General features: G+C 55.3%; 23 protein-coding genes and 1 riboswitch. Of the genes, 8 read left to right on the top strand and 15 right to left on the bottom strand.

Going from position 1 to position 26,738, the window contains the following annotated elements; translation table 11 throughout:
- Nucleotides 1–7: 7 nt before the first annotated feature.
- A complete protein-coding gene (locus NIG5292_RS14590) occupies nt 8–2,011 on the top strand; it encodes a glycosyltransferase family 2 protein (protein ID WP_074842117.1) in 2,004 nt (667 codons plus the stop codon).
- Here the strand turns inward: NIG5292_RS14590 and NIG5292_RS04140 are convergent.
- Nucleotides 1,896–2,546, bottom strand: a complete 651-nt coding sequence (locus NIG5292_RS04140; RefSeq protein WP_048598245.1) for a GntR family transcriptional regulator — start codon at nt 2,544–2,546, stop codon at nt 1,896–1,898. The two genes, NIG5292_RS14590 and NIG5292_RS04140, sit on opposite strands and share 116 nt — an antisense overlap.
- Nucleotides 2,547–2,650: 104 nt before the next feature.
- Between NIG5292_RS04140 and NIG5292_RS04145 the strand changes: the two genes are divergently transcribed.
- On the top strand, nt 2,651–3,304 hold the full coding sequence (locus tag NIG5292_RS04145) for a pyrimidine 5'-nucleotidase (protein ID WP_048598246.1): 654 nt from the start codon (nt 2,651–2,653) through the stop codon (nt 3,302–3,304).
- 41 nt (nt 3,305–3,345) lie between these two features.
- Nucleotides 3,346–4,548 (top strand): UbiH/UbiF family hydroxylase, encoded by a 1,203-nt coding sequence (locus NIG5292_RS04150; protein ID WP_048598247.1) that lies wholly within the window; start codon nt 3,346–3,348, stop codon nt 4,546–4,548.
- A 20-nt stretch (nt 4,549–4,568) separates the two neighbouring features.
- Here NIG5292_RS04150 and NIG5292_RS04155 read toward each other — a convergent pair whose 3' ends face one another.
- Together NIG5292_RS04155 and NIG5292_RS04160 are read right to left on the bottom strand one after the other, a co-directional pair.
- Complete coding sequence (locus tag NIG5292_RS04155; protein ID WP_048598248.1) at nt 4,569–5,000, bottom strand: Lrp/AsnC family transcriptional regulator; 432 nt, start codon at nt 4,998–5,000, stop codon at nt 4,569–4,571.
- 17 nt (nt 5,001–5,017) lie between these two features.
- On the bottom strand, nt 5,018–5,473 hold the full coding sequence (locus NIG5292_RS04160) for an Lrp/AsnC family transcriptional regulator (protein WP_048598249.1): 456 nt from the start codon (nt 5,471–5,473) through the stop codon (nt 5,018–5,020).
- Nucleotides 5,474–5,502: 29 nt separating this feature from the next.
- Here NIG5292_RS04160 and ilvC point away from each other — a divergent pair, with 29 nt between their 5' ends.
- The gene (gene ilvC / locus NIG5292_RS04165; RefSeq protein WP_267884459.1) at nt 5,503–6,639 is read left to right on the top strand and encodes a ketol-acid reductoisomerase; all 1,137 of its coding nucleotides are present in this window, start codon (nt 5,503–5,505) and stop codon (nt 6,637–6,639) included.
- A 118-nt stretch (nt 6,640–6,757) separates the two neighbouring features.
- A complete protein-coding gene (locus tag NIG5292_RS04170; RefSeq protein WP_048598251.1) occupies nt 6,758–7,705 on the top strand; it encodes a DMT family transporter in 948 nt (315 codons plus the stop codon).
- Nucleotides 7,706–7,709: 4 nt separating this feature from the next.
- Here NIG5292_RS04170 and glmM read toward each other — a convergent pair whose 3' ends face one another.
- The 3 genes from glmM to NIG5292_RS04185 are packed head-to-tail and all read right to left on the bottom strand — an operon-like array spanning nt 7,710 to nt 11,015.
- Nucleotides 7,710–9,050: a phosphoglucosamine mutase gene (glmM, locus tag NIG5292_RS04175; RefSeq protein WP_048598252.1), complete on the bottom strand. Its 1,341-nt coding sequence runs from the start codon at nt 9,048–9,050 to the stop codon at nt 7,710–7,712.
- Nucleotides 9,051–9,066: 16 nt separating this feature from the next.
- Nucleotides 9,067–10,074 carry a dihydropteroate synthase gene (gene folP, locus NIG5292_RS04180; protein WP_048598253.1) on the bottom strand — a complete coding sequence of 336 codons (1,008 nt, stop codon included), beginning with the start codon at nt 10,072–10,074 and terminating at the stop codon, nt 9,067–9,069.
- A 14-nt stretch (nt 10,075–10,088) separates the two neighbouring features.
- The gene (locus NIG5292_RS04185) at nt 10,089–11,015 is read right to left on the bottom strand and encodes a dihydroneopterin aldolase (protein WP_048598330.1); all 927 of its coding nucleotides are present in this window, start codon (nt 11,013–11,015) and stop codon (nt 10,089–10,091) included.
- A gap of 49 nt (nt 11,016–11,064) precedes the next feature.
- Here NIG5292_RS04185 and NIG5292_RS04190 point away from each other — a divergent pair, with 49 nt between their 5' ends.
- Nucleotides 11,065–12,009 (top strand): DMT family transporter, encoded by a 945-nt coding sequence (locus NIG5292_RS04190; protein WP_233488168.1) that lies wholly within the window; start codon nt 11,065–11,067, stop codon nt 12,007–12,009.
- On the opposite strand, the gene NIG5292_RS04195 is transcribed toward NIG5292_RS04190, so the two are convergent.
- From NIG5292_RS04195 to NIG5292_RS04215, 5 genes are all read right to left on the bottom strand, one after another.
- Entirely contained in the window at nt 12,006–12,713 is a 708-nt protein-coding gene (locus NIG5292_RS04195) for a cell wall hydrolase (RefSeq protein WP_048598255.1), read from the bottom strand. The genes NIG5292_RS04190 and NIG5292_RS04195 overlap by 4 nt on opposite strands.
- 209 nt (nt 12,714–12,922) lie before the next feature.
- Entirely contained in the window at nt 12,923–15,463 is a 2,541-nt protein-coding gene (locus NIG5292_RS04200; RefSeq protein WP_048598331.1) for a putative PEP-binding protein, read from the bottom strand.
- A 108-nt stretch (nt 15,464–15,571) separates the two neighbouring features.
- Nucleotides 15,572–17,629, bottom strand: coding sequence for a glycine--tRNA ligase subunit beta (gene glyS, locus NIG5292_RS04205; protein ID WP_048598256.1), 2,058 nt, complete (start codon nt 17,627–17,629; stop codon nt 15,572–15,574).
- Between the two features lie 105 nt (nt 17,630–17,734).
- Nucleotides 17,735–18,259 (bottom strand): DUF6446 family protein, encoded by a 525-nt coding sequence (locus tag NIG5292_RS04210; protein WP_048598257.1) that lies wholly within the window; start codon nt 18,257–18,259, stop codon nt 17,735–17,737.
- Nucleotides 18,256–19,197, bottom strand: coding sequence for a glycine--tRNA ligase subunit alpha (locus NIG5292_RS04215; protein ID WP_048598258.1), 942 nt, complete (start codon nt 19,195–19,197; stop codon nt 18,256–18,258). The genes NIG5292_RS04210 and NIG5292_RS04215 overlap by 4 nt, the downstream gene beginning before the upstream one ends.
- A 173-nt stretch (nt 19,198–19,370) precedes the next feature.
- Here NIG5292_RS04215 and NIG5292_RS04220 point away from each other — a divergent pair, with 173 nt between their 5' ends.
- Nucleotides 19,371–21,236: a trypsin-like peptidase domain-containing protein gene (locus NIG5292_RS04220; protein WP_233488169.1), complete on the top strand. Its 1,866-nt coding sequence runs from the start codon at nt 19,371–19,373 to the stop codon at nt 21,234–21,236.
- On the opposite strand, the gene NIG5292_RS04225 is transcribed toward NIG5292_RS04220, so the two are convergent.
- The 3 genes from NIG5292_RS04225 to metZ all read right to left on the bottom strand — a co-directional run bounded on the left by NIG5292_RS04225 (nt 21,237) and on the right by metZ (nt 25,173).
- Complete coding sequence (locus NIG5292_RS04225; protein ID WP_048598333.1) at nt 21,237–22,682, bottom strand: TrkH family potassium uptake protein; 1,446 nt, start codon at nt 22,680–22,682, stop codon at nt 21,237–21,239.
- 83 nt (nt 22,683–22,765) lie between these two features.
- A complete protein-coding gene (gene folE2, locus NIG5292_RS04230) occupies nt 22,766–23,866 on the bottom strand; it encodes a GTP cyclohydrolase FolE2 (protein WP_048598259.1) in 1,101 nt (366 codons plus the stop codon).
- A 128-nt stretch (nt 23,867–23,994) separates the two neighbouring features.
- Nucleotides 23,995–25,173 carry an O-succinylhomoserine sulfhydrylase gene (gene metZ, locus NIG5292_RS04235; protein ID WP_048598260.1) on the bottom strand — a complete coding sequence of 393 codons (1,179 nt, stop codon included), beginning with the start codon at nt 25,171–25,173 and terminating at the stop codon, nt 23,995–23,997.
- Nucleotides 25,174–25,236: 63 nt separating this feature from the next.
- Nucleotides 25,237–25,314, bottom strand: a riboswitch (SAM riboswitch).
- A 94-nt stretch (nt 25,315–25,408) separates the two neighbouring features.
- On the opposite strand from metZ, the gene NIG5292_RS04240 reads away from it, so the two are divergent.
- Complete coding sequence (locus tag NIG5292_RS04240) at nt 25,409–26,101, top strand: glutathione S-transferase N-terminal domain-containing protein (protein ID WP_048598334.1); 693 nt, start codon at nt 25,409–25,411, stop codon at nt 26,099–26,101.
- Between the two features lie 31 nt (nt 26,102–26,132).
- Here the strand turns inward: NIG5292_RS04240 and NIG5292_RS04245 are convergent, their stop codons facing one another.
- Entirely contained in the window at nt 26,133–26,738 is a 606-nt protein-coding gene (locus NIG5292_RS04245; protein WP_048598261.1) for an inner membrane-spanning protein YciB, read from the bottom strand.

Raw genomic sequence — 26,738 nt, forward strand, 5'->3', positions numbered from 1 at the left:
AGTTGTCATGTCATCCCATCCACTTGCCCTTGTTGAGGGGCAATCACGACATTCGTTTGGTTCGGTAAGAAGCGGCTCTCATGACGCAAGTAGCCCCTTGCTTGATGTGATGCTTGACATCGGAACACTTGCACCAGCCGATGCGCAAGAAGTTGCTAACAATGCACGGCATGATTGGGCCCCAATCTGTGAATATGTTAATGCTATGTTCATGGTTGACGAGGCGGATATCCTGCGCGCTCAAAGCCTCAAATGCGGTGCACGTATAGTTGATCCCGCGACTCCGTTCCGCCAACCCGAGTTGCTTGAAGATGTAGACGTCAGGAAATGTATTAAGAAAGCCATCATTCCACTACGTAACGTAGGCTCCGCTACTTTAGTCGTGACATCGTCACCTACAAGCTTTGCCGCGGACACTGCACATTTACCCGATCACCTGCATCCGCTCAAAATGGCACTGGCAACACGCCATCAGATCACAGATGTCATTGCCAATGATCACAAAACACGGCTGGCTGAACTAGCCGAAAGTCGTGTTCATTCCGAAGATAGTTGCCGGCATTTAAGTAAGCCCACATCAAAAACAGCAAAGATTCTCTGGCTCTTGAGCTTTGCCAGCGTCGCTTTGTTTATGCCAAAAGTCTTATTTGTAGCGCTCATTGGCTGGGCCATTCTCAGCATGTTCGCAGTTCTTGCGCTCCGCGTTTGGGCCAGCATTGTTTACCTGTGCCAAAACCTCAAACCGCGGGAGGAGACCGCACTCTTTCAATTACCAACAGTATCAATTCTTGTTCCCCTTCTGAATGAGCGCAACATCGCCGGACAGCTGGTCAGACAGCTTAGCCGCCTCGATTATCCCCGTGAAAAGCTTGACGTCTGCTTGATCACCGAAGCCAGCGATAAGGTAACCCAAACCACATTGCGCGAGACGATTTTGCCCCATTGGATACGGGTTCACGAAGTTCCTAAGGGCAGTCTTAAAACCAAACCACGCGCCATGAATTACGCACTCGATTTTTGTCGTGGCAGCATCATCGGGATTTATGATGCTGAAGATGCGCCTGAACCAGATCAGCTGCTCAAGATTGTCCATGGCTTTGCCAACCGGCCTGCCGAGGTAGCATGCCTGCAAGGTGCTCTCGATTTCTATAATCCAAAACAAAACTGGATGTCGCGCTGCTTTACCCTCGAATACGCCACGTGGTTCAGACTAATCTTGCCAGGCTTCCAAGCCCTCGGGCTGCCAATTCCACTGGGTGGCACAACAGTTTTCTTTCGCAGGCACGTCCTTGAGGAATTAGGCGGATGGGACGCGCACAACGTGACCGAAGACGCCGAACTCGGCATGCGCTTGGCCAAAGCAGGCTACAGAACCGAATTGATTGACACCACAACCTATGAAGAAGCGTGCTGCGCGCCGCGCGCTTGGATCCGTCAACGCTCAAGATGGCTAAAGGGATACGCCGCCACATATATGGTGCTAATGAAGGATCCAAAGGCGCTTTTCACGCAATTAGGATGGCGTGGATTTTTGGGCGTACAGCTCATCTTTTTGTGTACGCTTAGCCAATTCGCATTGGCGCCCCTGATTTTGGGCTTGTGGCTTCTGCCCGTTCAAGAGGTGGCTTCAAGCACGGGGATCAGCTGGCTGACAAGTGCAATCGTGGCGATGTTCATCATGGCTGAAGTTGCCAACATCACCGTCACAGCACTTGCAACCCGAAGGGCGGAACATCGCCGGTTTTGGATATGGATACCCACACTACACGCCTATTTCTTATTGGCGTCACTGGCCTGCTACAAGGCCCTGTGGGAGCTCATTCGCGATCCGTTCTACTGGGATAAAACAAGCCACGGCAAATCCCTCAGACGTGCCCAGCCATCGCCGTCAGGCGCTAAATCCCCGTTGCCTCGACCGCTTCGGCGTCCGCACGTAAGCGCGTCTGAAACGCCACCGAAATATGTTCGCGCAGAGCCTGATAAGCACGGTCGCCGTCACCGGTTTCAATAGCCGAAACAATCGCATCGTGTTCTTCAAGGGCAAGCTTGTCGCGCCCCTCAATCGCAAGTGATGTGGTCGCCAACAGCGCCATGGAGCGGTGAACTAGATCAAGCTGACGCACCAAAAAGCGGTTATGGCTGGCCAAGTGAATTTGCTTGTGAAACCTACGGTTGGCCCGCGACAACGCAGATGGGTCGCCCATCAGCTTATGATCTTCGTCGACCATCTCACGCAGAACTTTCACTTCTTCAGGCGTGGCATGGCGTGCGGCCAACTGCGCGGCCAAACCCTCAAGTTCTGCCCGCACCACGTAAAGCTCTGCTAACTGGTTGTGATCCAGCGAAGCAACAATCAGGCTTCGCCCATCACGGGTCAAAAGGCTTTGCGTCTCAAGGCGCTGTAACGCTTCGCGAATAGGTGTCCGAGATACGCCAAAACGGTCAGCCAACTCACTCTCAACCAAGCGCGATCCGGGCTTGTAAACGCCTACATCAATCGCATCGAGGATCATGTCATATGCATCTTTTTGATTTGGTTTCAACATTTTGGCGTCCGTTCTTCGTGCGTTCCCTGACCCTAGCCCGACAGCTCGCACGCTGGCAACCCGTTTGCCATTGACCCACAGTTTGACACAAGTACGGTCCGCCCATGACACACAACCTTCGCGACACTTTCAGTGATACCCAGACTTGGGTGTTTGACCTCGACCACACGCTTTATCCGCCCGATGTTCCGTTGTTTGCCCAAATGGAAATACGCATGGTGGACTACATGTGCCGGATTTTGCATCTGGACCGTGACACAGCGAATGCCCTGCGCACCGACTACTGGCGCGATCACGGGACCACATTGGCGGGCCTCATGGCAGAGCATCAGATTGATCCGGACCCGTTTCTTTGGGACGTGCATCAGCTTGATTTCAGCGTTGTTCCCCAAAGCCCAAACCTACGCGATCTGATCACGCGGCTGGATAACCGCAAGATCATCTACACCAACGGAACCGCCTCTTACGCCGAAGACGTGACCGCTGCGCGCGGCATCGCGGGGCTGTTTGATGCAATCTACGGCGTCGAGCACGCGCATTACCATCCCAAACCCAACCGCGCTGCTTTTGAAGCCGTTTTCTCACTCGACGGGTTTGACCGAGCGAAAGCGGTCATGTTCGAGGACGACCCCCGTAACCTTGAGGTCCCGAAGGAAATGGGGCTTACCACAGTGCTGATAAGTCCAACGCCCAACCACAGTGCCTTCATTGATTATCAAGCCGCTGACTTGGAAGAATTTTTGTCGCAGATCACCTAAGGCACCTTTCCCTCACCGCATCGCGGGCCTACTTTACAGGTATGGAACGTACAAAAATCGACATTCTCATATCAGGCGCTGGCATCGCGGGCCTGACGGCTGCTGCTGCATTCGGCACGGCCGGATTTTCTGTAATTTGTGTCGATCCAACGGCCCCAGTTACCGAACGCAACACAGATGGAAGCGATCTGCGCAGTACCGCACTGTTGCAGCCCGCCCGCGACTTTTTGAAAACCGCAGGTATTTGGGCCAAACTCAACCCCCACGCCAGTCCCTTGCAAACGATGCGTATTGTGGATGCGGGCGGCGAAGTTGCAGAGCCCCGCCTCACCCGTGACTTTGACGCCTCGGATATTTCTGACAGACCTTTTGGCTGGAACCTGCCTAATTGGTTGTTGCGCCGTGAAATGTTGGTCCGCCTTGATGAATTGCCGAACGTCACGTTTCGACCGGGCGTCGGCACCAAAACACTACTTACACGCCAAAGCGAAGCGCTTGTCAGCCTTAGCGATGACACTCAGATATCTGCACGTCTGGTGATTGGCGCAGATGGCCGCAACAGCGCTGTGCGCCGCGCCCACGGGATTGGGGTACGCACAACTCGATATGGTCAAAAAGCGCTGGCTTTTGCGGTCAACCATCTGATCCCGCATGAAGGTGTCAGTACCGAGGTGCATCGCACTGGTGGACCCTTCACGTTGGTGCCACTGCCGGATTACAACGGGATGCCGTCCTCGGCGGTGGTTTGGATGGAGCGCGGCGCGCGCGCCAAAGAGCTTTATGAGCTGCCCGAAGATGCGTTCAACGATGCCATGTCAGAGCGGTCCTGTCACCTGTATGGCCCGCTGACCCTTGCAAGCCGGCGCACAATTTGGCCGATCATCAGCCAAATCAGCGATCGTTTTTATGCAGAACGCACCGCTCTTATTGCAGAAGCCGCCCATGTGGTGCCGCCGATCGGTGCGCAGGGTTTGAACATGTCCATCGGGGATATGGCGGCGCTGTTGGAGTTGTCTCTGAAGGACCCGTCCAAGCTGGGTGAGCCGGAGATGCTCGCGCAGTACGAACGCAAACGCATGACCGAGGTCAAAGCGCGGGTAACCGGTGTCGACGCGCTTAACCGCGCCTCAATGATGTCAGCACGGCCTTTGCGCGATGCGCGCGCCGCGGGCGTTGCAACGCTTTATTCGCTGGCGCCGGTTCGTAAAACGCTGATGCAGCTCGGTCTTGGGGCGCGCGGCTGATACAGCAGCCAAGCGACATGTCACAACGGACCGGGCAAGCGCTCCTCTGACAGCAACACGTTGGCCTCAACATCACCTGCACCTGGAAGGGTCATGATGCGTCGCCGCAAGATACGCTCAAAATCCGCCAAATCCCGCGCAACCACCCTGAGCCGGTAATCATAAAGCCCCAACATATGCTCAGCCGTTTGCACTTCGGGAATTGCGATAACAGCACGTTCAAAATCATCCAGGCTAACCCGCCCTTTGGTCGCCAACTTAACGCCCAAAAACACCGTGACACCAAAGCCCAACTTTTCGGCATCAAGCTTTACGCGCCGCCCTTTGAAAACGCCTGCCGCCTGTAGTTTTTGCAATCTGCGCCACGTGGCTGGTTGGCTCAGCCCCAAATCACGGCCCAACGCACCCGCAGATTGCGTCGCATCCTGCTGCATCGCCTTGACCAAAGCCATGTCGATCTCGTCCCAACTCACAACGGCAACCTTTCATCTGATTTAAGCGTCGACACCAACATCAACGCCTCAATATCCGAGATATGTGGCAGTGTTAGGATGCGGTCCCGGTAAAGCATCTGATAGTGTGCCATATCCCGCGCGACCACGAAAAGCCGAACATCTACACGCCCCAAAAACGTCTGAATTTCAGTGACTTCAGGCACATCACGGGCGGCGGCGTGAAATTCATCAAACGCACGCGCTTGGGTTTTATCAAGGGTGATGCGCAACGAAACGGACACTTCAAACCCAAGTGCCGCCCAATCGACCACAGCCTCTTGCCCCCGGTACAGTCCAGCATCACGCAACTTATCAAGCCTGCGCGTCACTTTGGCAGCCGTCAGACCACACCGGTCAGCAATTTCATGCATTGCAGCATCTGGCGTGTACTGCAATGTGCGCAGAATGCGTCTATCAAGGTCATCAAGCATGAATTTATCTATAAAGTAATTTTTGACGAATGAAACTGTCGGAAATAGTTACAAAAATTATATTTCTAACATCGCAATTGCCTTGGACAGGTCGTAGAAGGTACGCAGACATTCACCAAGCACTCAGACCAAAGGAATTTGATATGCGCGTTTATTACGATCGCGATTGCGATGTTAACCTGATCAAAGACAAAAAAGTAGCCATCCTCGGTTACGGCAGCCAAGGCCACGCCCACGCGCTCAACCTGCGCGATTCAGGTGCGAAAAACCTTGTTGTTGCTTTGCGCGAAGGCTCACCTTCCGCGAAGAAAGCCGAAGGCGAAGGCCTAAAAGTTATGGGCATCGCCGAAGCCGCAGCTTGGTGTGATGTGATCATGTTCACAATGCCCGACGAACTTCAGGCAGAAACATACAAAAAATACGTCCACGACAACATCAAGCCAGGCTCCGCAATCGCGTTTGCCCACGGCCTGAACGTACACTTTGGCCTGATTGAGCCAAAAGAAGGCGTCGACGTGATCATGATGGCCCCCAAAGGCCCAGGTCACACAGTACGCGGCGAATACACCAAAGGCGGCGGCGTACCATGCTTGGTAGCGGTACATGAAAACGCATCAGGCAAAGCGCTTGAAATCGGTCTGTCATACTGTTCCGCAATTGGTGGCGGCCGTTCAGGCATCATCGAAACCAACTTCCGTGAAGAGTGCGAAACTGACCTCTTTGGTGAGCAGGCAGTCCTTTGTGGCGGCCTTGTTGAGCTGATCCGCGCAGGCTTCGAAACACTCGTTGAAGCAGGCTACGCACCAGAAATGGCGTACTTTGAATGCTTGCACGAAGTGAAGCTGATCGTTGATCTGATCTATGAAGGCGGCATCGCCAACATGAACTACTCAATCTCCAACACAGCTGAGTACGGCGAATACGTCAGCGGCCCACGCGTGCTGCCATACGACGAAACAAAGGCCCGCATGAAGGCGATCCTGACAGACATCCAAACAGGTAAATTCGTGCGTGACTTCATGCAAGAAAACGCTGTTGGTCAGCCGTTCTTCAAAGGCACACGTCGCATCAACGACGAGCACATGATCGAAGAAACCGGTGCGAAACTGCGCGAAATGATGCCGTGGATTTCTGCTGGCAAAATGGTCGACAAAGAAAAGAACTAAGGTCTCTTACCTTGTTCACTTTGGCCTCCGCATCTGCGGGGGCCTTTTTCGTTTATGCTTGCCTGCACAGGCGCATTTAACTCTCGCCACTGGACCAAAGCGCGCCTAGTGTCAGCCCATGAGTAACACCATCCCCACCCCCGAAAATCCCGGTGCATTTAACTGGTTCCTGATCTGCTTTTTGGGCGTGATTTGGGGCAGCGCATTCATGAGCATCAGCGTAGCGTTACAAGAATACCCGCCATTTACTCTGGCAGCGCTGCGCGTCTTTTTTGGCGCAATTGTTTTGTGCATCATGGGCGTCATCATGGGCCAGCCAATCACACGCATTCATCAGACCGCGGGATTATCTGGATGGGGCTACAGCGCCGTCATTGGTTTTATCACCGTCACCGCGCCATTTTTGCTGCTGTGTTGGGGTATTCAATACGTGCCATCCGCGTTCGCCGGCGTCGCGATGGGGGCCATTCCGCTCATTATCCTGCCACTTGCGTATATCTTCTCACCTGAGGAAGGCATCGGCCCACGTCGCATTATCGGTGTGGTGCTGGGCTTTGCTGGATTGGCACTGTTGTTGGGAAAAGGCGCGCTTGAGACCACATCTGCCCAGACGTTTTGGGGCCAGCTTGCCTGTCTTGCAGCGGCTGCGTGTTACGCAGTTGGCTCAATTATTACCCGGCGTGCGCCGCGCATCCCGCCCGTGGCATTCGCCAGTGGCACGCTAGCTGTCGGTGCTGCGATGCTAATCCCATTTGCGATTATTGCCGAAGGTATGCCGCGTCTCAGCTGGAGTTTTGAGACCCTAACGGTCCTTTATCTTGCTGCCCTGCCAACCGGCTTGGCCGCAGCAATCCGCGTGATTGTTGTGCAATCAGCAGGCTCCGTCTTTATGTCACTGACGTCTTATCAAGTGCCAATCTGGTCAGCCGTGTTCGGGATCGTACTGCTTGGCGAGGCCCTGTTAGCACAGCTGTTCATCGCCCTCGCGCTCATCCTTTTGGGTATCGGGATCAGCCAATGGCGCAGCTTGGTTCTGGTCGCGCAAAGTATCCGCTCAAAGAAGTAACAGCCTAGGCCACTTGTGCCGTGATCTCATCGACAACGCCCTGCACCACTGTTTCAAGAAGTGTAGAGTCTTCGCATTCGGCCATGACGCGGATCAACGGCTCTGTCCCTGATTTACGGATAAGTAATCGCCCCTTGCCAGCAAGATCAGCCTCAGCCGCAGCAATCGCCTGCTGAACTGACGCGGCTTCAAGCGGCGCTGTTCCACTCGGGTAGCGCACGTTTTTCAAAAGCTGTGGCACAGTCTCAAACGTGCTCGACAAATCAGACGCGCTGTGACCGGTACGGATCATTTCACACATAAATTGGAGCCCCGCCAACAAGCCGTCGCCGGTTGTGGCATAGTCCGTCATCACAATGTGGCCCGATTGCTCACCGCCCAAATTAAACCCGCCTTTGCGCATCGCTTCAACCACATGCCGGTCACCAACCGCCGTACGCAACAAGGTCATCCCGCGATCCGCTAGGTACCGCTCTAGACCAAGGTTCGACATCACTGTGGCCACCAAAGTACGCGCATTCAAACGCCCTGCAGACGCCCATGAGCCTGCCAAAAGCGCCATCAACTGATCGCCGTCTGCGATGCGGCCCTTCTCATCGATGATCATCACGCGGTCTGCGTCACCATCAAGACAAATGCCCAGATCCGCACCGTTTTCAATCACCGCTTGCGCCGCCATATGCGGTGCCGTTGAGCCGCAGTTGTCGTTGATATTAAACCCATTCGGCGATGTCCCAACGGGGATCACATCAGCGCCAAGTTCCCATAAAATCTCAGGAGCCGTTCGGTGCGCCGCACCATTCGCGCAATCAATCACAACTTTCAGCCCTTGCAACGAAATACCTGCAAGCGATGTTTTCAGGCGCTCACCGTAGCGGAAACGACCCTCATCAATACGCTTGGCACGGCCAATATTGTCAGGTTGCGCGGGGCTGGTGCCTTCGTGAACCAGTTGCTCAATCGCGGCCTCTGCCTCATCTGACAACTTGAAACCATCAGGACCAAATAGCTTGATACCGTTATCCATATGCGGGTTATGGGAGGCGGAAATCATCACGCCCACATCCGCGCGCATCGACGTGGTAAGCATCCCTACCGCCGGTGTGGGTACTGGGCCTAGCAAGAAACAATCCATGCCTGTGCTTGTAAATCCGGCTGTCAAAGCGTTCTCAAACATGTAGCCCGACAGGCGGGTATCTTTGCCGATCACGACGCGGTGACGTTTGTTATCACGGCGAAAGTACCGCCCCGCTGCCGCGCCAAGGCGCAAAGCCATCTCGACGGTCATAGGATATTGGTTCGCCGTGCCGCGCACCCCGTCGGTGCCAAACAGTTTCGTAGTCATATTTAGTACCCGTTAGCTACAAAATTACGCCGGCCATATCAAAAGCTGCGCGTGTCGCCTCTATATCATGAACGCGGGTGATCTGAACCCCTTGCCGAAACCCTTCGAGCGCCACCGCGACAGAGCCAAAAACCCGCTGGTCCGCTTGGGGGGCATTTGTAATTGTGCCAATAAAACGTTTGCGCGACGCCCCGAGCAAGATCGGGCACCCAAGGCCATGCAAGACGCTCAGCCGTTTCAACAGCGCCAAATTATGCTCAAGCGTTTTGCCAAAACCAATGCCGGGGTCAATCCAGATATCTGTGCGCGCAATCCCGCACGCCAGAGCCGCCTCAATGCGCTCAGACAAAAAATCATACACATCAAGCACAACGTCGTCGTACTGCGGATCATCCTGCATCGTCTCCGGATCCCCGCTTGCGTGCATCAAGCAGATCGGCGCACGGGACGACGCAGTGACTGCGCCCATAGCCGGATCATGGGTCATCGCGTAGACATCATTGACCAAAGTCGCACCGGCTGCCAAAGCCGCCTCGGCAACATCTGCTTTTCGTGTGTCGATGCTGATTGGCGTGTGTGTTGTTGCGTCGTGGTTTCGCAAAGCTGAAATCACGGGAACCGTGCGCCCGATCTCAACGTGGCTGGGCACATAGGCCGCACCGGGCCGCGTGCTTTCCCCACCGATATCCAGCATATCCGCGCCAGCTTCCTGCATCGCAATCGCGTGGTTTATTGCTTCATCAAAGCCTTCAAACTTACCGCCATCGGAAAAGCTGTCTGGCGTGACATTGAGAATACCCATGATGTTGGCACGCGCCATATCAAGCCCCGCAACCTGCCCACGCGGTGACGTAAGACGCGATAGAACGTGATCCGGCACGTCAGCCGCCGGAATAATGCGCGGTGTCGCGCTGCGGTTCAGAACTTCTACGGTGTCGAACCACGTCCACCCACCCGCCAAAACATAGGCGCCGTTCGGACGGGCGATATCAGTCTGAACGATTGGGCGAAAATAGTCAGTCATGGCCTTCGTGACGCTCAAAGCTGTGACGCATCGGCGGCATGACGTGTGACACGAATATCGCCAACTGCGGCATCCGCGGGCAACTCAGCGCCGATAAGCATCAATTCAGACGCGCTCATATGGCGGGCAAACCAGGCCGCCAATGAAGGGCCATCCGATGGGGCCGTCGCGGGTCCTTCAACAGCATCGAGCACAATTTTAGACGGCGCCCATACGGCGATTTGTCCGTTTTTCATTGACCAATCAAGCTCGGTCAACGTTCCAACCACCACACATCGCGCATCACGGGCGGCGAGCACCCAAGCGTTTTGTTCAATTGCCAGCAAATCAATCCGGCGTTGCGGCGCGCCAAGTGATACGGCCGGCGCGGCAGTCTCGCCCATGCCCACGCACAAGATCAAAGGTAATTCACGCTTTGCAAGTGTATCAATCCAGCCACTTAGATGCGTCGAATGCAGTGCCTCGTTTGACAGATAAACAACACAAGGGTGAACCGTTTCCGGCGCGTCCTCAACTACACTCAGCGACCGCGAGCGTACAATCTCAACCCCAAGGGCGAACGGCCCACGGTCCAGTTTTTGAATGCGTACAAAAGCACGCATCGCCTGTGGCTCAAGCAAAATACGGTCCGCAATCCGTTCTGCCAAGGTTTCAAGCAGGTTCAACCGCTCGGCGGCCAGCTCAATGGCAACGGCCTCAGTAATGCGGTCATAGGACAAGATCCGGTCCACATCATCGCCGATGGGCCCCTCAAGCGGTTTCACTTCCACCACGATATCAAAACGAACGCGCTGTGTTGTGCCTCGCTCAAGCTGAAACGCGCCAATCTCAACATCCACAATATGGTCGCGCACAGAAATACGGTCGAGCGGCTGAACCGCAGTTGTCGCCTCGGAACGCTCGGACGGATGGGCAAAAGCCAGATGGATGTCGTTTGTCATGGCCGTGGGCATATCGCGGATAATTGCGTAGAACCAGACAGATTGCGACATGGGGGCAACCGTATACGGTGTTTGCTGGCCCGCGACCCAGATGCTAAGCAACCCCATGACCCAAGCGCCCCCCTCTTCCGCCGTGGCAACTGTGATCGTTGTTGCCATCGGCATTCTGTGGGGGTTTTACTGGATGCCCGTCCGGTATTTACAAGACGCAGGCCTGCCCGGGGCATGGGGTACATTTGGCATCGCCCTTGCGGCAACCTTTGTGTTGGGGATTTCAGTCCTGATTGCGCGCCCGAACGTTCCACGTGATTGGCCCACTTACGGAGCATTGGCATTGGGCGGTGCAGCCTTCGCTATGTATTCAGTGGGCTTTGCCTATGGGCGTGTGGCAATCGTCATCCTACTTTTCTTTTTGACGCCGGTCTGGAGCACATTGATTGCACGTTTCATTCTGGGTCGTACAACCAGCGTAACGCGCCTTGCAGCAATCGTGATCGGTCTGCTTGGGCTTTTTGTGATGCTCGGCGCGGATGGTGGGGTACCGTTACCGCGTAGCATCGGGGACTGGCTTGCGCTGGCGTCTGGCATCTGCTGGTCCCTTTCGAGCACGATCATTCATGAACGCGAACCGATCAAACCGCTGCTTGCCGCTTTTGCATTTGCCAGCGGTGCGGCAGTGCTTTCGGGTGTTTGTATCTTGGCCCTGCCAACGCAACCACTGAACCTTAACGTGCTAACCCCGCCGACCCTTTTGATCACAGCTGTTACCGGCACGCTTTGGTGGGGTGTCTCCATGGCAGGTCTGATGTGGGCAACGGCCCTGCTCGACCCTGCGCGCGTCGGCATCTTGCTGATGAGCGAAGTGCTTATCGGCGCGCTTTCTGCCGCTTTTTTGGTGGGAGAGCCATTGTTACCGTTCGAGCTGATCGGCGGCGCGTTGGTCCTGAGTGCTGCAATCCTCGAGGTCTGGCCTACAAAGGCCAAACAGCCCTAGCTGCTGTAGCTTTGACGATAAAAATGGTGAAAGCCAATTGTCGCGGTACGCGGATAGACCCGTGCCCAATTCGGCCGCACGCTTTTGGTATGGTAATGGGTCGCACCAGCGGTGAGTGCTGGAAGATTGCCTTGCAACGTTAGCTTTGCGATCTTGCCAACACGGGTCCATGCCCGCGGCTCGCCGATGATTTCTTTCTTGCCGTCGCAAGTATAGGTGAACTGACACGCAAACTTACGGCCAGTCCCTTGGTTAATAACGCCACACACAGTGTCGGGATATTTCGCAGACTTAACGCGGTTCATAATGACCTCGGCCACTGCAAATTGGCCTTTCACGCTTTCGCCGCGCGCCTCAAAATAAAGCGCCTCTGAGAGACATTTCCAACTTTCACCCCCTGAAGCGGCAGGCAGTTGCGCCAAATAACTGCGCTCATAGGCGACGCCGCGCAACCCGCTGGGCCGGCGCTTTGGCAGCAAAGACACCTGAGGGGCAGCAGTCAGCGTATCAAGCCGGTTTGATGGGACCATCTGAAAAGCTGCATTTTCAGTCTTTAGAAGACCAACAATATGCGCTGAAACCTTGAGCGCTGTGCCATCGGCCGCCTCAGCATCGCGGGTCTCAGCGATAACGCCAAAACCGGCAACGAGGGCCAAAACACTGCAAACGCGCTGAGCGCGTGAGATCAAAGAAGTTCGGGGCATGCGCCATCCAGAGTTGTTTCAAGGGCAGACAGCACAGCCAATACATCTATAAATAAGGCTTAAATGCGCGTCTGAGGCGGGCTGTTAAGCCAATTCAGCACACAAATCTACCCCCCGTTCCTGACTAGGCGGTATGCACGGGATGCAAATCGTCGCAGTGCAGCAAAAGGTTTAAGAAAACCAATGCGTTCCAAACAAGAGCTGGAAACTTAGCTTGGGCGACCCAACGCCAATTGCGCCGCGATCAGCCGTGCAACAGGAACCCGAAACGGCGAACAGGACACGTAGTCGAATCCCTGCGCACGGGCAAATGCCATGGCTGGCGCCGATCCACCGTGCTCGCCGCAGATGGACAATACCACGTCTTTTGCAGTCGCCCGCCCGCGGTCTGCGCCAATTTGCACCAACTCGCCCACACCTTCCTCGTCGAAATATTGAAACGGATCTTCTGCGAAAACTTGTTGCTGCACATAGGTCGACATAAACCGGCCCGCATCGTCACGGGACAAGCCATAGGTCATTTGTGTCAGATCGTTCGTCCCAAAGGACAAAAACGCGGAATGCTGGGCGATGTCGCCTGCGCGCAAAGCCGCGCGCGGCGTTTCAACCATCACGCCCAGTTTATAATCGAATGTCTGGCCAGAACTGACCATCACGGCCGAGGCAACCGCATCGATGCGAATTTTTAACAGCTCAACTTCGCGTTTGGCACTGACCAAAGGCAACATGATTTCAGGCGTCACTGCATGGCCGCGCTTATGCGCTGCCGCCGTTGCCTCAAAAATCGCTTGGGCTTGCATATCGTAAATCTCGGGCAGCGTGATCCCAAGGCGCACCCCGCGCAACCCCAACATTGGGTTGAACTCTGACATCTGATCTACCCGCGCAATCACGTCTGACAGCGGCAGGTTCATCGCTTCTGCCAAATCGCGCATGCCATCCCGATCCGACGGTAAAATTTCATGAAGGGGCGGATCAAACAGCCGGATACACACGGGCAAGCCCGCCATGATCTCGAACAATTGTCCGAAATCATCCCGCTGCATTGGCAACAACCGCTCAAGCGCCGCACGACGGTCCTCAGAGGTGTCTGCAAAGATCATCTCGCGCATCACGGTAAGGCGGTCACCGTCAAAAAACATATGCTCTGTGCGGCAAAGCCCAATGCCTTCCGCGGCGAAATTACGGGCGGTTTGCGCATCCGCAGGGGTGTCTGCGTTGGCCCGCACGCCAATATCGCGCACCTCATCGGCCCAACCCAGCAACGTTTGAAAGGCCCCATCGAGAGAGGGCTCCACAAGAGTGACCTCACCCACCAGAACTTCACCCGTGGTGCCATCGATCGTGATCTTGTCACCGGCCTTCAAGACAAGTCCGTCTTGGGTGGTAAGCGTTTTATCCCGGGCGGAAATACTCAGGCCCGCAGCCCCAACAATTGACGGCAGGCCAAGACCGCGGCCGATCACAGCCGCGTGGCTCGTCATGCCACCCCGCTCGGTCAAAACACCCGCAGCCACGTTCATTCCACGAATGTCTTCGGGCGCAGTTTCACGGCGCACCAAGATGCATTTCTCGCCTTGCGCCGCAAGCGCCTGCGCCTCATTGGCAGAAAATGTGATTTGCCCCATTGCAGCACCTGGCGATGCAGCAAGGCCCTTTGCGACCACATTCCGGTCAGTGCCAGCCGCAACTTGGCGGTGTAGCAATTCTGACAACATGTTGGGCGGAATACGCAGCAACGCATCCTCGCGTGCTATGATTTTGTCTTGTGCCAAAGCCACCGCCACATTCACTGCGGCGCGAGCAGACCGTGTTACGCGGATACCATCAAGGATGAACAGCTCTCCGTCTTGGATGGTAAATTCATGCTCCATTTCCTCGCGCAGCTTACCGCGCGAAGTCTCCATATGCGCCAATAGCTGCGCATATAACTCGGGATGACGCTCCTCCAGAGAGGGGCCGCGCGCATCTCGCGTCAGGTATATCGCACGGTCCGCATCCATTGCATCGCGGCCTTGGCTTTGCCCCAAGAACCGACCGCAAATCATCCGCTCACCGGTCGTTTGGTTGATGCCCATGATCACACCCGAGCCGCAATTGCCGCGACCAACGCCAAGCTTCATCTCTTGCACAACAAGCCCCAAGCCCGCATCCGCCGGCGCGCCTTTTGCTTGGCGCAGCAAATGTGCAGTTGTGCCTTCCCACGCACGCGCCATGGATCGCAGAACCTCGCCCAATTGTTGCTTGGGGTCTTGGGGGAATACTTCATCAGTTTCAGCAAAATACGCGCGCAACGCATCATCAAGCGCCTCGCGCGGGCGCTCAATGGGTTGGGTGAACTCATCAGGATCAAGGCGCGCCACATTGACCGCATAGGATTGCACGAACCGCAAATACATCAGCGCGGCGGCGTCTGTGCCAATCTCATCAGACAGTCCCGTAAAACGCGCATCATTCATACCGATGTTTAGAACTGCTGAGGGCCCACCCCAATCACTGTCTTGGCTCGACGGGCGCACACTAAAAAGCGCGTCTTGCGCAAACTCCGCCAGAATAGCACCCAAGTCTGGGCCCATACCGTTGGCAATCGCGCGGACAGTTTTGAACGGTAGCGCCACAGTGCGCGGCACAGGCATGTCAAGGCGGATCAGACGCTGCAAGCATTTTGCCCGCCCGCCATGGGTATCGGCGGCCATCGTTGCTTGCGCTGAGATGACCGTGAAGTCGTTGATTTCTATAGCTTGCTGCATCGCCGCATCCCGTTCAGTTGGCCGCAGCATAGGGGCTTTTTGGCAAGGAACAAGTACTTGCTCCTTGCCGTTTAATCAGACAGTTCCGGCCACCCGAGCCGTACGGCGCTACCCTTCGATGCGGGTCAGGTCAGCCACCGCACCGCAGGTTGTACGGATACGGCTTAGCAAGTTCAGGCGGTTGCGACGGATAATTTCGCTATCAGCATTAATTTTCACATCGTCAAAGAACGCATCGATTGGTGCACGCAACTGCGCCATTGCCGACATTGCAGCGGCAAAATCACCACTTTTCATTGCCGATGCAATAGCAGCGTCAGCCGTATCCAAGGCTCCGAACAAGGCTTTCTCTGTGTCGGCTTCAGCAAACTTGATGTCCGCTCCGAAGGAGTACTCCACCCCGTCTTTTGCTTCCGCTTGGCTTAGAATATTGTTGGCGCGCTTGAACCCTTGGATCAGATTTTCTCCGTCATCGGTTTTTAGCGCGTCCGACAACGCGCGTGCGCGTTTGACCAACAAGTTCAAATCATCGTTGCCGTCCATAGCCGTGCACGCATCAATGATGTCATGGCGAATGCCTTGATCGCGCAAATAGACTTTCAGGCGGTCGTGGAAAAAGGCCAATAGATCAGAGGCATCTGCATCTGCGTGCGCTGCAGAAATGATATCGCCAAGGGGCAAAGTCAGGTCGTTTTCAAGGATTAGACGGGTCACACCCAATGCAGCGCGCCGAAGGGCAAACGGGTCTTTAGAGCCTGTCGGTTTTTCATCAATCGCCCAGAAGCACGCCAGCGTATCCAGCTTATCTGCAAGGGCAACGGCCACTGATACAGGCGCAGTTGGCACCGCGTCAGTCGGACCGAGAGGGGAGTAATGTTCTTGTGCTGCAGCTGCGATTGCCTCGGACATGCCAGCGGCCTTGGCGTAATACCGCCCCATAAGCCCCTGCAATTCGGGGAACTCATAAACCATTTCCGAGCTTAAGTCAGCTTTGGCAACACCTGCTGCCTGTTCTGTCTCATTGGCATCAGAACCAGTTACATCCGCCAAACGGCGCGCTAGGGCGACGATCCGTGCAATACGGTCTGCCTGTGAGCCCAGCTTATTGTGGAACGTCACATTGCTTAGCGCCTCTGTCCAAGGTCCCATGCCTGCTTTGGCGACACGCAAGTCATTTTCCCAAAAGAATTTTGCATCAGCCAAACGGGCCGACAGCACTTTTTGGTTGCCCGCCAAGATAGTCGCACCGTTGTCAGCTGTTGCGATGTTGGCCACGGTTACAAACCGTTCAATGCGGCCCGTTTTGGTACTGCGAACCGAGAAGAACTTTTGATGCTCGCGCATGGAGGTCTGCAAAACCTCTGCTGGCAATTCAAGAAAGTCCTCATCGATTGTGCCCATCAACACAACCGGATGCTCTACAAGGTTTGCAACTTCGGCCAACAGGCCCGCATCTTCGATAACTTCAAAACCGCCCGCAAAGGCTTGGTTAGTGGCATCTTGCCAAATCGCGTCAGACCGCTCAGCCGCGTCCAAAACCACGTGGGCGCGTGCAAGCTTGCTTGTGTAATCATCGAATGACGAGACAGCAAACGCGTCCGGCGCATGAAAGCGGTGACCCCGTGTGGTATTAGAAGAAACGATCCCCTCAACCTCAAAAGGGACAACACGTGCCCCCTCTTCATCGCTGAGAATACACAGGATTGAATGAAGTGGCCGGACCCACTTCAGATTGCCAGCCCCCCACCGCATGGATTTTGGCCACGGAAAGTTGTGCACCGCAGCTTCAAGAACTTCAGCAATGACATCTTCTGCCAAACGCCCTGGTTTATGGATTGCCGCAAAGTAGACCTCTTTCTTGCCAACAGTCCGCACTTCAAGATCATCTTTGCTAACGCCAGCACCGCGCAAAAACCCTTCGATTGCTTTGTCGGGTGCGCCAACGGCGGGACCTTTGCGTTCTTCTACAGTCGGTTTGCTTTGCGCCAGTAACTCGCCCACAGCCAAGGTCAAACGACGTGGGGTGTGAAAAGCCGCCGCCCCCGCATAAGTCAGCCCTACCTCAACCAAGCCATCTGTAATCAGCTTTTGCAGGTCCTTTGCGGCACGCGCTTGCATGCGCGCAGGAATTTCTTCGGAAAAGAGTTCAATCAACAGATCGGGCATATCGGGTCCTTAATCGCGGGTCGCGAGGGTATCTTTTCGTTTCGGATCAAAGGGTAGCAAACTGCGGAATTCCGCGCGCGCCCAAATAAAATGGTGTGGCCAAAATCACTGAAGGGTCTCCGGCGGGGTTGGGCAACCCTCGGGCGCGCGCCGACCGTCAAAAACCACCTCGCCACAGCCGTTGATCTGGTGCCAGACAAAGCCACGCCCATCAGACATGATGCCCACCACACGGTCGATCCCGTATTGCACGTTTTCTTCGCCCAAATACGCCGTTGCTGTGCCATCTTCCAGGGCAGCACCAATCGCATCCGCATCAAAGCACTCAAACCAATTGGGCGCCACACGGGGCTCGGCCGCATCATAGACTTTGTAGGTTTCCGTCAGCATCGCCTCTGACATCTGCGTGGTAAAGCATGCACGGTACCGAAGCGGCGAGCTGTCTGCGTCAATTGCTTGAAAGTCTGCAAACAAAATAGGCTCGGCCACATCACTGGTCACAGGGGTCAGTTCAACACCGCCGTCCGTGACCTCATCATAAAAAGCGTAAACCTGAAGATAATAGAGCGCGATCCCCGCGATGAGCGCACTCACGACAATGGCCGATATTGCGATGCGTGCGCCATTCATGCCTCAGCCGCCTTGTATCCACCCGCCTCAGTTTGCACGAACGCATCTGCGCATTGCTTGGCCAACGCGCGCACTCGGCCAATATAGGCCTGCCGCTCGGTCACCGAAATGACGCCGCGCGCATCCAGCAGGTTGAAGACGTGTGACGCCTTGATGCACTGATCATAGGCGGGATGCGCCATCACGATGCGCTTGCCCGTTTTTGGGTCCTCATGCGGCTGTGCCAAAATCGCTTCGCACTCGGCCTCGGCATCTTTGAAATGCTGCAAGAGGGTTTCGGTGTTTGCCACATCAAAGTTCCAGCGCGCATACTCTTCTTCGGTTTGCTTGAAGATGTCGCGGTAGCTCAGCGGGATTGGCGCGGAGGGGTCGTTGAACGGCATATCCATCACGTGATCGATGCCCAAAATATACATGGCCAAACGCTCAAGCCCGTATGTCAGCTCGCCTGAAACCGGCTTACAATCATGGCCGCCAACTTGTTGGAAATACGTAAACTGCGAAACTTCCATACCGTCGCACCACACTTCCCAGCCAAGACCCCAAGCGCCCAGCGTGGGGCTTTCCCAGTCGTCCTCGACAAAGCGGATATCATGCAAGCTCATGTCGATACCGATTGCCTTCAACGAGCCGAGGTAGAGGTCCTGCAGATCAGAAGGCGATGGTTTGATCAGCACTTGATACTGGTAATAGTGCTGCAAACGGTTCGGGTTTTCACCGTAGCGCCCATCTGTTGGCCGGCGCGAAGGCTGCACATAAGCCGCTGCCCACGGTGTGTCCCCAAGGGCGCGCAGCGTTGTGGCAGGGTGGAACGTGCCCGCGCCTACTTCCATGTCATAGGGTTGCAATATCGCGCAGCCTTTTGAGGCCCAGTAATTTTGCAGCCGCAGGATGATTTCTTGGAACGAACGCGGGGTATCAAGCGCTGGTGTGGTCATGGCGAACCGCCTATCAAAACAGAGTTGCCTGACCCATAAAGCGTGCCCCAACAAGGGTCAACCGGCGCCCGCAAACTCGGTTCTACGCGCACCTTGTGATCTGGATAGATTGCGGGCAATCTTGTGCGGATACGTAGCCGGACCGCTGGTCCAATTTTCAAGAGTGAGACCCTATGCGCCCTATTACTATGCGCCCTATTACTGCCGCCTGTTTTTTCGCATGCTCAACCGCCTTGACTGCCCCCCTGCCCGCGTTGGCACAGCAGACTATTTCAGGGCAAACCGCACCGGCTGCACAAGTCACGCCACAAGAAAGCAGCTGGATTCAAATTGAGGCGCAATCAACCCTTTTGGGCGCGCAAGACCGGATACGCGACTACGGACAGACCTTCCCAAATGTGGCGGGCTTCGACCTTGGGTCGGGCTGGTACGGTATTTTGTTGGGGCCATACACCGCTGAGGACGCCCGCGCGGCCCTGCGCCAATTGCGCCGCGATGGGTTGGTGCCCCGCGACAGCTTTGTGCAATTTTCATCTCGCCTTAAGCAGCAGTTTTTTCCAATCGACGCACAATTTGCCGAGACTGCGCCCGCGGCTCCGGCCACTACCCCGAAGGTAAGTGAGCCGGCCCCAACACAGGCGCCAGCAGTAACTCCGACACTTGAAACAGCTGAGCTTACCCCAATTCCAAAGGTATACATTCCCGATGAAACGCGCGCCGAGGCGCAAAGATCAGAACGACTTTTATCACGGGACGACAAAAAAGAACTGCAACGCGCGTTAGCCTGGGCAGGTGTTTACGCAGCGGCAATTGACGGATCATACGGGCGCGGCACACGTGGTGCGATGCGCGCATGGCAAGCACAGCAAGGATTTGACGAGACTGGCATTTTGACCACCGGCGAGCGGGCCATTTTGCTTGAGCAATTCAATGCGGTTTTTGACGGCCTTGGCCTTGAGGTGGTGCGCGAAGCAAAAGCGGGCATCGAAATGCTGGTGCCTACGAATATTGTGAGCTTTGACGCCTACGCGCCCCCTTTTGCCCGTTTCACAGCGTCGGGCGACATAGAGCAAGCCCAGCTTTTGATGATCTCGCAGGACGGTGCCGAACCTGAATTACGCGGGCTTTACGACATCATGCAGACCCTCGAAATTGTTCCGTCTGAAGGGGCGCGGCAAATTCGTGACGACACTTTTGAGATGGAAGGCATCGGGGATGATTTCATCAGCTACACTTTTGCTGAAACGAAACGCGCCAAGATCAAAGGCTTCACGCTGATCTGGCCCGCCGGTGATGAGCCGCGCCGCGCGCGGATTGTCCAGCGCCTCAAAGACAGCTTCACACCGATTGAAGGGGTGTTGGACCCCACTTTGGGTGATCCCGCCGAACAAGCAATTGATCTGGTCGCGGGTCTTGAAATACGCCAACCGCTGCGGGCAGGGTCAGGCTTTTTCATCGATGATCAAGGCACCGTGCTGACCCATGCCGCAAACGTCGCGGGATGCGGTCGTATTTCATTAAATGATCGCTATACCGCAACAGTGGCGAACCCAAGCGCCACTGGCACTGGTGAGCTTGCCGTGCTCACACCCATTGAGCCGCTTGCCCCTGCATCCTACGCGCAGCTTACGGGCGAACCCATTCGGCTTGGGCAAAGCGTTGCGGTTGCGGGATACCCCTATGGCGGTGTGTTGCGCGCGGCGACACTGACCTTTGGAACCCTGCAAGACCTGCGTGGATTGCAAGGTGAGGCTGACCTAAGTCGCCTGTCTATGCTGGCGGCAGGGGGCGATATCGGCGGGCCCGTTGTCGCAAATAACAACGCGGTGATCGGCATGCTGGCCCCCCGCCAAAGTCCAAGCGCGCAAGCCCTACCTGCAGATGTGCAGTTTGCCATCAACAGCAGCACTTTGGTTGATCTTGCAAACGCGGCTGATGTTACGATTGAGGCCCCAAACAGCACAGCGGGGCGCCTTTCGCCAGAGGAGCTGACGCTACAGGCCCGCGAATTTACCGTTTTGGTGCAGTGTTGGGAATAATCAGTTGCGCCAAAAACGCAGGGTCAGCATGGCATAGACCGCCATCAACTCAAGGCGTCCGATGACCATCGCCGCAATCATGATCCATTTTGCGGCCGTGTTGATCTCAGCATAGTTGCCCGCAGGTCCAATTTCGTCCCCCAAGCCAGGACCAATATTGGCCAAAGTTGCAACGGCGCCTGAAACCGATGTGGTGAAATCCAAGCCAGTCAGGCCAAGCAACACGGCCACAACGCCCAACGTTACGACAAACACCATGAAAAATGCCATGACCGAGTTTACCACGTCTTCCTCAATCGCACGGCCTTCGTAGCGGGGCGTGAAAATACCGTGAGGCGAGTGGATTGCGTTGATTTGCGCACGTATCGAGGCAAACAGCAGCTGGAACCGGAACACTTTGATCGAACAAGAGGTCGAGCCAGCACAGCCCCCGACAAGTCCGATAAAGAAGATTACCGCAATGGGAAAACTGCCCCACTGCATGTAATCGGCGCTGGAATAACCAGTGCCCGTCATGATGGACGTGACGTTGAAAAGCGCCTTGCGCAACGCCTCTTCGGAAAAGCCGCCCTGTGACCAGAGCCACATCGTTACGGCCGCCACGCCAACAGCCAGAATGATCAAGAAGCCGCGGATTTGCGCATCCCGCAAAAGTGCAAGATTATCACCTGAGATAAGCTGTACATAGCGCACAAACGGCAAAGCTGCAGCGATCATGAAGACGACGGCTACATACTCGGCAGCGGCGGGAAGTGCGCTGAACGAGGCGTCATAATTCGAGTGCCCGCCCGTGGAAACCGTTGTCATGGCATGCATAAACGCATCCATCCCGGACAAACCACATGCTAAATACGCAATGATCGCAGCGGCTGTAATCGAGATGTAGATCACGGAAATTTTGCTCGAAATCTCTGTGGCGCGGGGTAGGATTTTGCCAAAAGTATCAAAAGACTCTGAGCGGAAAATCTGCATGCCCCCAACACGCAACTCAGGCAGAAAGACCATTGCCACAACAATAATCCCGATGCCCCCAAGCCACTGCAACGCACCGCGCCAAATATTGATCCCCACAGGCAGATCGCCCAAGCCAGAAAAGACAGTGGCGCCCGTGGTTGTCAGGGCAGACATGGCCTCAAAAAATGCATCGGTGGGGCTTGCTTGGGTTGCGCCGAAATAGAACGGTAACGCCCCGAACAGTGGCAATGCCAGCCAAACAAAAGTGGTCAGAATAAATGTCTGTTGGATGGTGAGGCCGCGATGATCCGCATTAGCGCAGCTTTGTGCGATAAGCCCACCTGTGAAAACAGTGATGATCGCGCTTTCCAAGAAGGCCATCCAATTGCGGTTACCAGCGTACAAATCAACCGCCATGGGAAGCAGCATCGCGCACCCCAAAGCGGCCACCAAAAGGCCAATGACATAACCGATAGGACGCAGATCCAACATGGTCAGAAGGGTTGGACCCTGCGCCATGGGGTGTCAAGGCAGCATGCATGACTAGGGTCGCAAGCGGGCACCACAGCTTTGTTCTAGCCTACGTGAAACAGCGTAGCGAAGAGCTTGGGATCGATGCTGTCTGACGCAAACGTATCGCCTTCAAAAAGAACACTGACCGCATCGTGGCTGTGCAGGCTTTCTTGGTGGCTGGCAATCACACGGAAGTCGCCAACACGCGGGTCAGCTTGCAATTGCTCACAAAAAAGCCGCGCGGCGTCTTCAACAAAAATGGGGTTGGCCGCGTTGAGTTCAGCAAAAGCTTGTTCGTCTTCACGCTTGACCATAACTTGCGTCTCAGTTGGCACGGCGCGGCGGGCCATTTCGATCAAATCCTCAAACCACAATACCTGCGCGTCATTTTCAAGCGCCACAGAAATACGCGCAACCGAACGTTGGCTATGCGGAGTTGCCAGTTGTCCGCGGGTTTGGCGGGCATGCTCTGACAACTCAAGCGAACAAGGGCATGTTGAGGAATAGACGTAATCCAGGTGCACGATCTTTTTGCGCGCGCCTGCTTGTTCAACCAACTCAAGCGCGATGTCGTAATACTGATAGCCAGACAGCCCCGACCGCAAAGAGGTAACTTTCATAGGGAACGAAAAACGCATCTGAATACGCGCATCGAAGCTTTCCAAGTCGGTTTTATACGCATCAAGGGTACGGTCGATCACATCAAAGCTAAAGGTCTCATCAGCGGATTGATAGAACGTGCGCATAATGCGCGACATGTTGATGCCTTTTTTCTCGGCATCAAGGCTGACAGTGCCCGTAACAGATGTCTCAAGAGTCAGATCGCCGTTATCACGGGTACGAAACCGAATTGGCAGGCGGAAGTTACTAATGCCCACGTGCTGAATTTGACGTTTGGCACCGCGGATAAGGGATGTGGGGCCATTTTGGAGATCAGGCAGCGATGCTTTATACGCCGCGTCCACCTCAAACTCGGCCGGATACTGGCGCGACAAGTCTGGATAATCGGCGGGGGCATCAACAGTCAAACGCGCGACAGCCGGATCAAGATCGCTGCGTTCAACATCTGTGGCGCCACCGGCCCACCGCCGCAAAACGGCAAGGGCCGCTTCGGCTTCTTCTCGGGTAGGCTCACGGTCCATATCGGGCGTGTGAAAGTTCATCTAAAGTCCCTCCCCCTTGTTGGTTATCGGGCAACGCGAACCACTCTGACATAAGGGGCGTAGCACATATTACCAAACAATTACGTGACACAAACGGCTTTAGATCAGTTAAATGCGGAGTCTGACGCTTAAATTTGCGCCAACGCCTGTTCAAGATCAGCGATCAAATCGGCAGTATGTTCAAGCCCGACCGAGATGCGAACAAGCCCCTCAGTGATGCCCAATGCGTCTTTTTGCTCTTGGGGCAAACGCTGATGCGTCGTGAAAGCAGGTGGGGTGACGATTGATTTTGCATCGCCCAAGTTGTTTGAAATGGTAAATACTTCAAGCGCGTTCAGCATCGCATAGCTAGCGTCTTTGCCGCCCCGCACATCAATGGCTAAAACTGTTCCACCCGCGCCAAGCTGTTTCATGCAAATGTCATGCTGCGGATGACTGGGCAAACCAGGGTAGATAACCCGCTCCAGACGCGCATCACCTTCCAGTACCTTAGCAATTTCCAAAGCACTTTGCGTTTGTGCGCGTACACGCAGATCCATCGTCTCAAGCCCTTTAAGCAGCGTCCACGCATTGAACGGCGACATCGCACCGCCTGTGTGCTTTAGATACGGCTCAAGTGTTTTGCGAATGTAATCGCGACTGCCCAGAACGACACCCCCCAGAACACGGCCCTGCCCGTCAATGTGTTTGGTCGCGGAATAGACCACCACGTCTGCCCCCTGCGCCACAGCGTCAGAGAAGACAGGCGTTGAGAACACATTGTCCACCACAACATAGGCGCCCACCGCGTGGGCCAGTTTGGACACCGCAGCAATGTCGATCACTTCCAGCGCAGGGTTCGAGACAGTCTCAAAGAAGGCCATTTTGGTATCCGGACGCAGGGCCTCTTCCCATGCGTTCAGGTCAGTGCCGTCAATCAACGTGACCTCAACTCCAAAGCGCGGCAAAATATCGTCAAGGATATAGAGACACGACCCGAACAACGCACGCGCGGCCACGATGTGATCGCCTGCTTTCAGACCGGCCATCACGGCGCCGTTCACCGCAGCCATGCCGCTGGCGGTAGCAAAAGCATCTTCTGTGCCCTCAATCGCCGCGATGCGTTCTTCGAACATCCGCACGGTTGGGTTGCCATAGCGGGCATAGATGAACTCGTCCTCACCAAGCGAGACAAAGCGCGCCTCGGCCGCTTCGGCTGTGGGGTAGACAAACCCTTGGGTCAAAAACATCGCCTCTGAAAGTTCGCCGTATTGGCTGCGGCGGGTGCCTGCGTGAACGGCGGCAGTGCGAGGATGTTTCTTTGTCATGTCATTTTCCTTCGGTGGGCCGTGGCCCAAATAAAAAACCCCACCGGTCAAGGGCGGGGTTGCAACGCTGGCACCTGACCCTCTTTAGCGGCATATTTAACGTGGCCCGCAATCCGGTAACAAATCGCCACGAGGCTGTTCTATGCCAAGCCCGCTTGAGCCGTCAAGCATGGCCCTTGCACAATGCATCAAATCCGCCATTGTCTTACTAAATTGTGATGACAGGAGCTTGCCCATGATTGATCTGTACTACTGGCCCACCCCCAACGGATGGAAAGTCAGCATTGCACTTGCAGAGATGGGCTTGCCGTTCAAACTGCATGAAATCAATATCGGCAAAGGCGATCAGTTCGATCCCGCCTTTTTGCAAATTGCCCCCAACAACCGCATGCCCGCAATCACCGATCCTGATGGACCAGACGGTGCGCCGATTTCTATTTTTGAAAGCGGTGCTATTTTGCAGTATCTGGCGCGCAAGACTGGCAAGTTCGGCGGCCCGACTGAGCGTGACCGCATCGCAGTAGATCAGTGGCTAATGTGGCAAATGGGGGGCTTAGGCCCCATGGCCGGACAGGCGCATCACTTCCTAAAATACGCCCCGGCGATGAATCCGCCCCACGATATTCCTTACGCCAAAGACCGCTACCGTGCTGAAACCGGACGCCTTTACGGGGTGCTAGACAGGCAGTTGGCAAAACACGAATTTGTGGCAGGGGATTTTTATTCAATCGCCGATATGTCGATTTGGGGTTGGGCGTCTTTGTGGGAAGGCCAGCAACAAACGCTGGATGATAAGCCCAACTTACGCCGCTGGCTTGAGACCGTCAGCGCACGGCCTGCTGTTATTGAGGGGCGTGCGCTGCTGGCTGAAAAGCGTGGGGATCATTCCAGCAAGGACGCACAAAAAGCGCTGTTCAAAACGAAGTAGGCCGCCGCGTTCAAAAATATGGGCGCGCCATTCAGTCTGTTTGATCTGGCTCGTCCATATACTTTTGCAGTAAGATAATCTGCACCCAAAGAAACGCAAACAGAGCAATCGGAAACCCGAATGTCTCGATCTTGACCCAAGCGTCCGTGGACATGGTCCGCCAAACAACTTCATTCGCAACTGCCAAAAGCACAAAGGCCGCTGTCAGCCGCTTGGTCAAAATCATCCAGCCCTCTTGGCGCATTGGCATCGCATCACCCAATACATAAGCCAGCAGGCTGCGCCCACGCAAAAGGCCGCCGCCCAGAAGCACTGCAAAGACACCGTAAACAATGGTCGTCTTCATCTTGAAGAAGGTCTCATTGTTGAACCACGCTGTCAGCCCGCCGAAGAAAATGACCATGAAGGCGGTGAAGACCTGCATCTTGCTCAACTCACCTGTCAGCACCCAAAGCGCACCCATCGCTGCCAGCAGGATTGGAATGAAAATCACTGCGGAGACGATAAAGCCTGAGTATTCAGTGCCCGCAAACATAAAGCTGTCGTCTTTGATGCGAAGATAGATCAGGAAAAACGCGATTGTCGGCCCTAACTCAAGCACCTGTTTCACGATTGGATTGATTGGTTTTCCGGCCAT

It is taken from the genome of Nereida ignava, assembly GCF_001049735.1.
GTDB lineage: Bacteria > Pseudomonadota > Alphaproteobacteria > Rhodobacterales > Rhodobacteraceae > Nereida > Nereida ignava.

Excerpts from the sequence above, each read along its gene's own strand:
- NIG5292_RS14590 (WP_074842117.1), top strand. The coding sequence starts at position 8 with ATGTCATCCCATCCACTTGCCCTTGTTGAGGGGCAATCACGACATTCG.
- NIG5292_RS04140 (WP_048598245.1), bottom strand. The coding sequence starts at position 2,546 with ATGTTGAAACCAAATCAAAAAGATGCATATGACATGATCCTCGATGCG.
- NIG5292_RS04145 (WP_048598246.1), top strand. The coding sequence starts at position 2,651 with ATGACACACAACCTTCGCGACACTTTCAGTGATACCCAGACTTGGGTG.
- NIG5292_RS04150 (WP_048598247.1), top strand. The coding sequence starts at position 3,346 with ATGGAACGTACAAAAATCGACATTCTCATATCAGGCGCTGGCATCGCG.
- NIG5292_RS04155 (WP_048598248.1), bottom strand. The coding sequence starts at position 5,000 with ATGGCTTTGGTCAAGGCGATGCAGCAGGATGCGACGCAATCTGCGGGT.
- NIG5292_RS04160 (WP_048598249.1), bottom strand. The coding sequence starts at position 5,473 with ATGCTTGATGACCTTGATAGACGCATTCTGCGCACATTGCAGTACACG.
- ilvC (WP_267884459.1), top strand. The coding sequence starts at position 5,503 with ATGAAACTGTCGGAAATAGTTACAAAAATTATATTTCTAACATCGCAA.
- NIG5292_RS04170 (WP_048598251.1), top strand. The coding sequence starts at position 6,758 with ATGAGTAACACCATCCCCACCCCCGAAAATCCCGGTGCATTTAACTGG.
- glmM (WP_048598252.1), bottom strand. The coding sequence starts at position 9,050 with ATGACTACGAAACTGTTTGGCACCGACGGGGTGCGCGGCACGGCGAAC.
- folP (WP_048598253.1), bottom strand. The coding sequence starts at position 10,074 with ATGACTGACTATTTTCGCCCAATCGTTCAGACTGATATCGCCCGTCCG.
- NIG5292_RS04185 (WP_048598330.1), bottom strand. The coding sequence starts at position 11,015 with ATGACAAACGACATCCATCTGGCTTTTGCCCATCCGTCCGAGCGTTCC.
- NIG5292_RS04190 (WP_233488168.1), top strand. The coding sequence starts at position 11,065 with ATGGGGGCAACCGTATACGGTGTTTGCTGGCCCGCGACCCAGATGCTA.
- NIG5292_RS04195 (WP_048598255.1), bottom strand. The coding sequence starts at position 12,713 with ATGCCCCGAACTTCTTTGATCTCACGCGCTCAGCGCGTTTGCAGTGTT.
- NIG5292_RS04200 (WP_048598331.1), bottom strand. The coding sequence starts at position 15,463 with ATGCAGCAAGCTATAGAAATCAACGACTTCACGGTCATCTCAGCGCAA.
- glyS (WP_048598256.1), bottom strand. The coding sequence starts at position 17,629 with ATGCCCGATCTGTTGATTGAACTCTTTTCCGAAGAAATTCCTGCGCGC.
- NIG5292_RS04210 (WP_048598257.1), bottom strand. The coding sequence starts at position 18,259 with ATGAATGGCGCACGCATCGCAATATCGGCCATTGTCGTGAGTGCGCTC.
- NIG5292_RS04215 (WP_048598258.1), bottom strand. The coding sequence starts at position 19,197 with ATGACCACACCAGCGCTTGATACCCCGCGTTCGTTCCAAGAAATCATC.
- NIG5292_RS04220 (WP_233488169.1), top strand. The coding sequence starts at position 19,371 with ATGCGCCCTATTACTATGCGCCCTATTACTGCCGCCTGTTTTTTCGCA.
- NIG5292_RS04225 (WP_048598333.1), bottom strand. The coding sequence starts at position 22,682 with ATGTTGGATCTGCGTCCTATCGGTTATGTCATTGGCCTTTTGGTGGCC.
- folE2 (WP_048598259.1), bottom strand. The coding sequence starts at position 23,866 with ATGAACTTTCACACGCCCGATATGGACCGTGAGCCTACCCGAGAAGAA.
- metZ (WP_048598260.1), bottom strand. The coding sequence starts at position 25,173 with ATGACAAAGAAACATCCTCGCACTGCCGCCGTTCACGCAGGCACCCGC.
- NIG5292_RS04240 (WP_048598334.1), top strand. The coding sequence starts at position 25,409 with ATGATTGATCTGTACTACTGGCCCACCCCCAACGGATGGAAAGTCAGC.
- NIG5292_RS04245 (WP_048598261.1), bottom strand. The coding sequence starts at position 26,738 with ATGGCCGGAAAACCAATCAATCCAATCGTGAAACAGGTGCTTGAGTTA.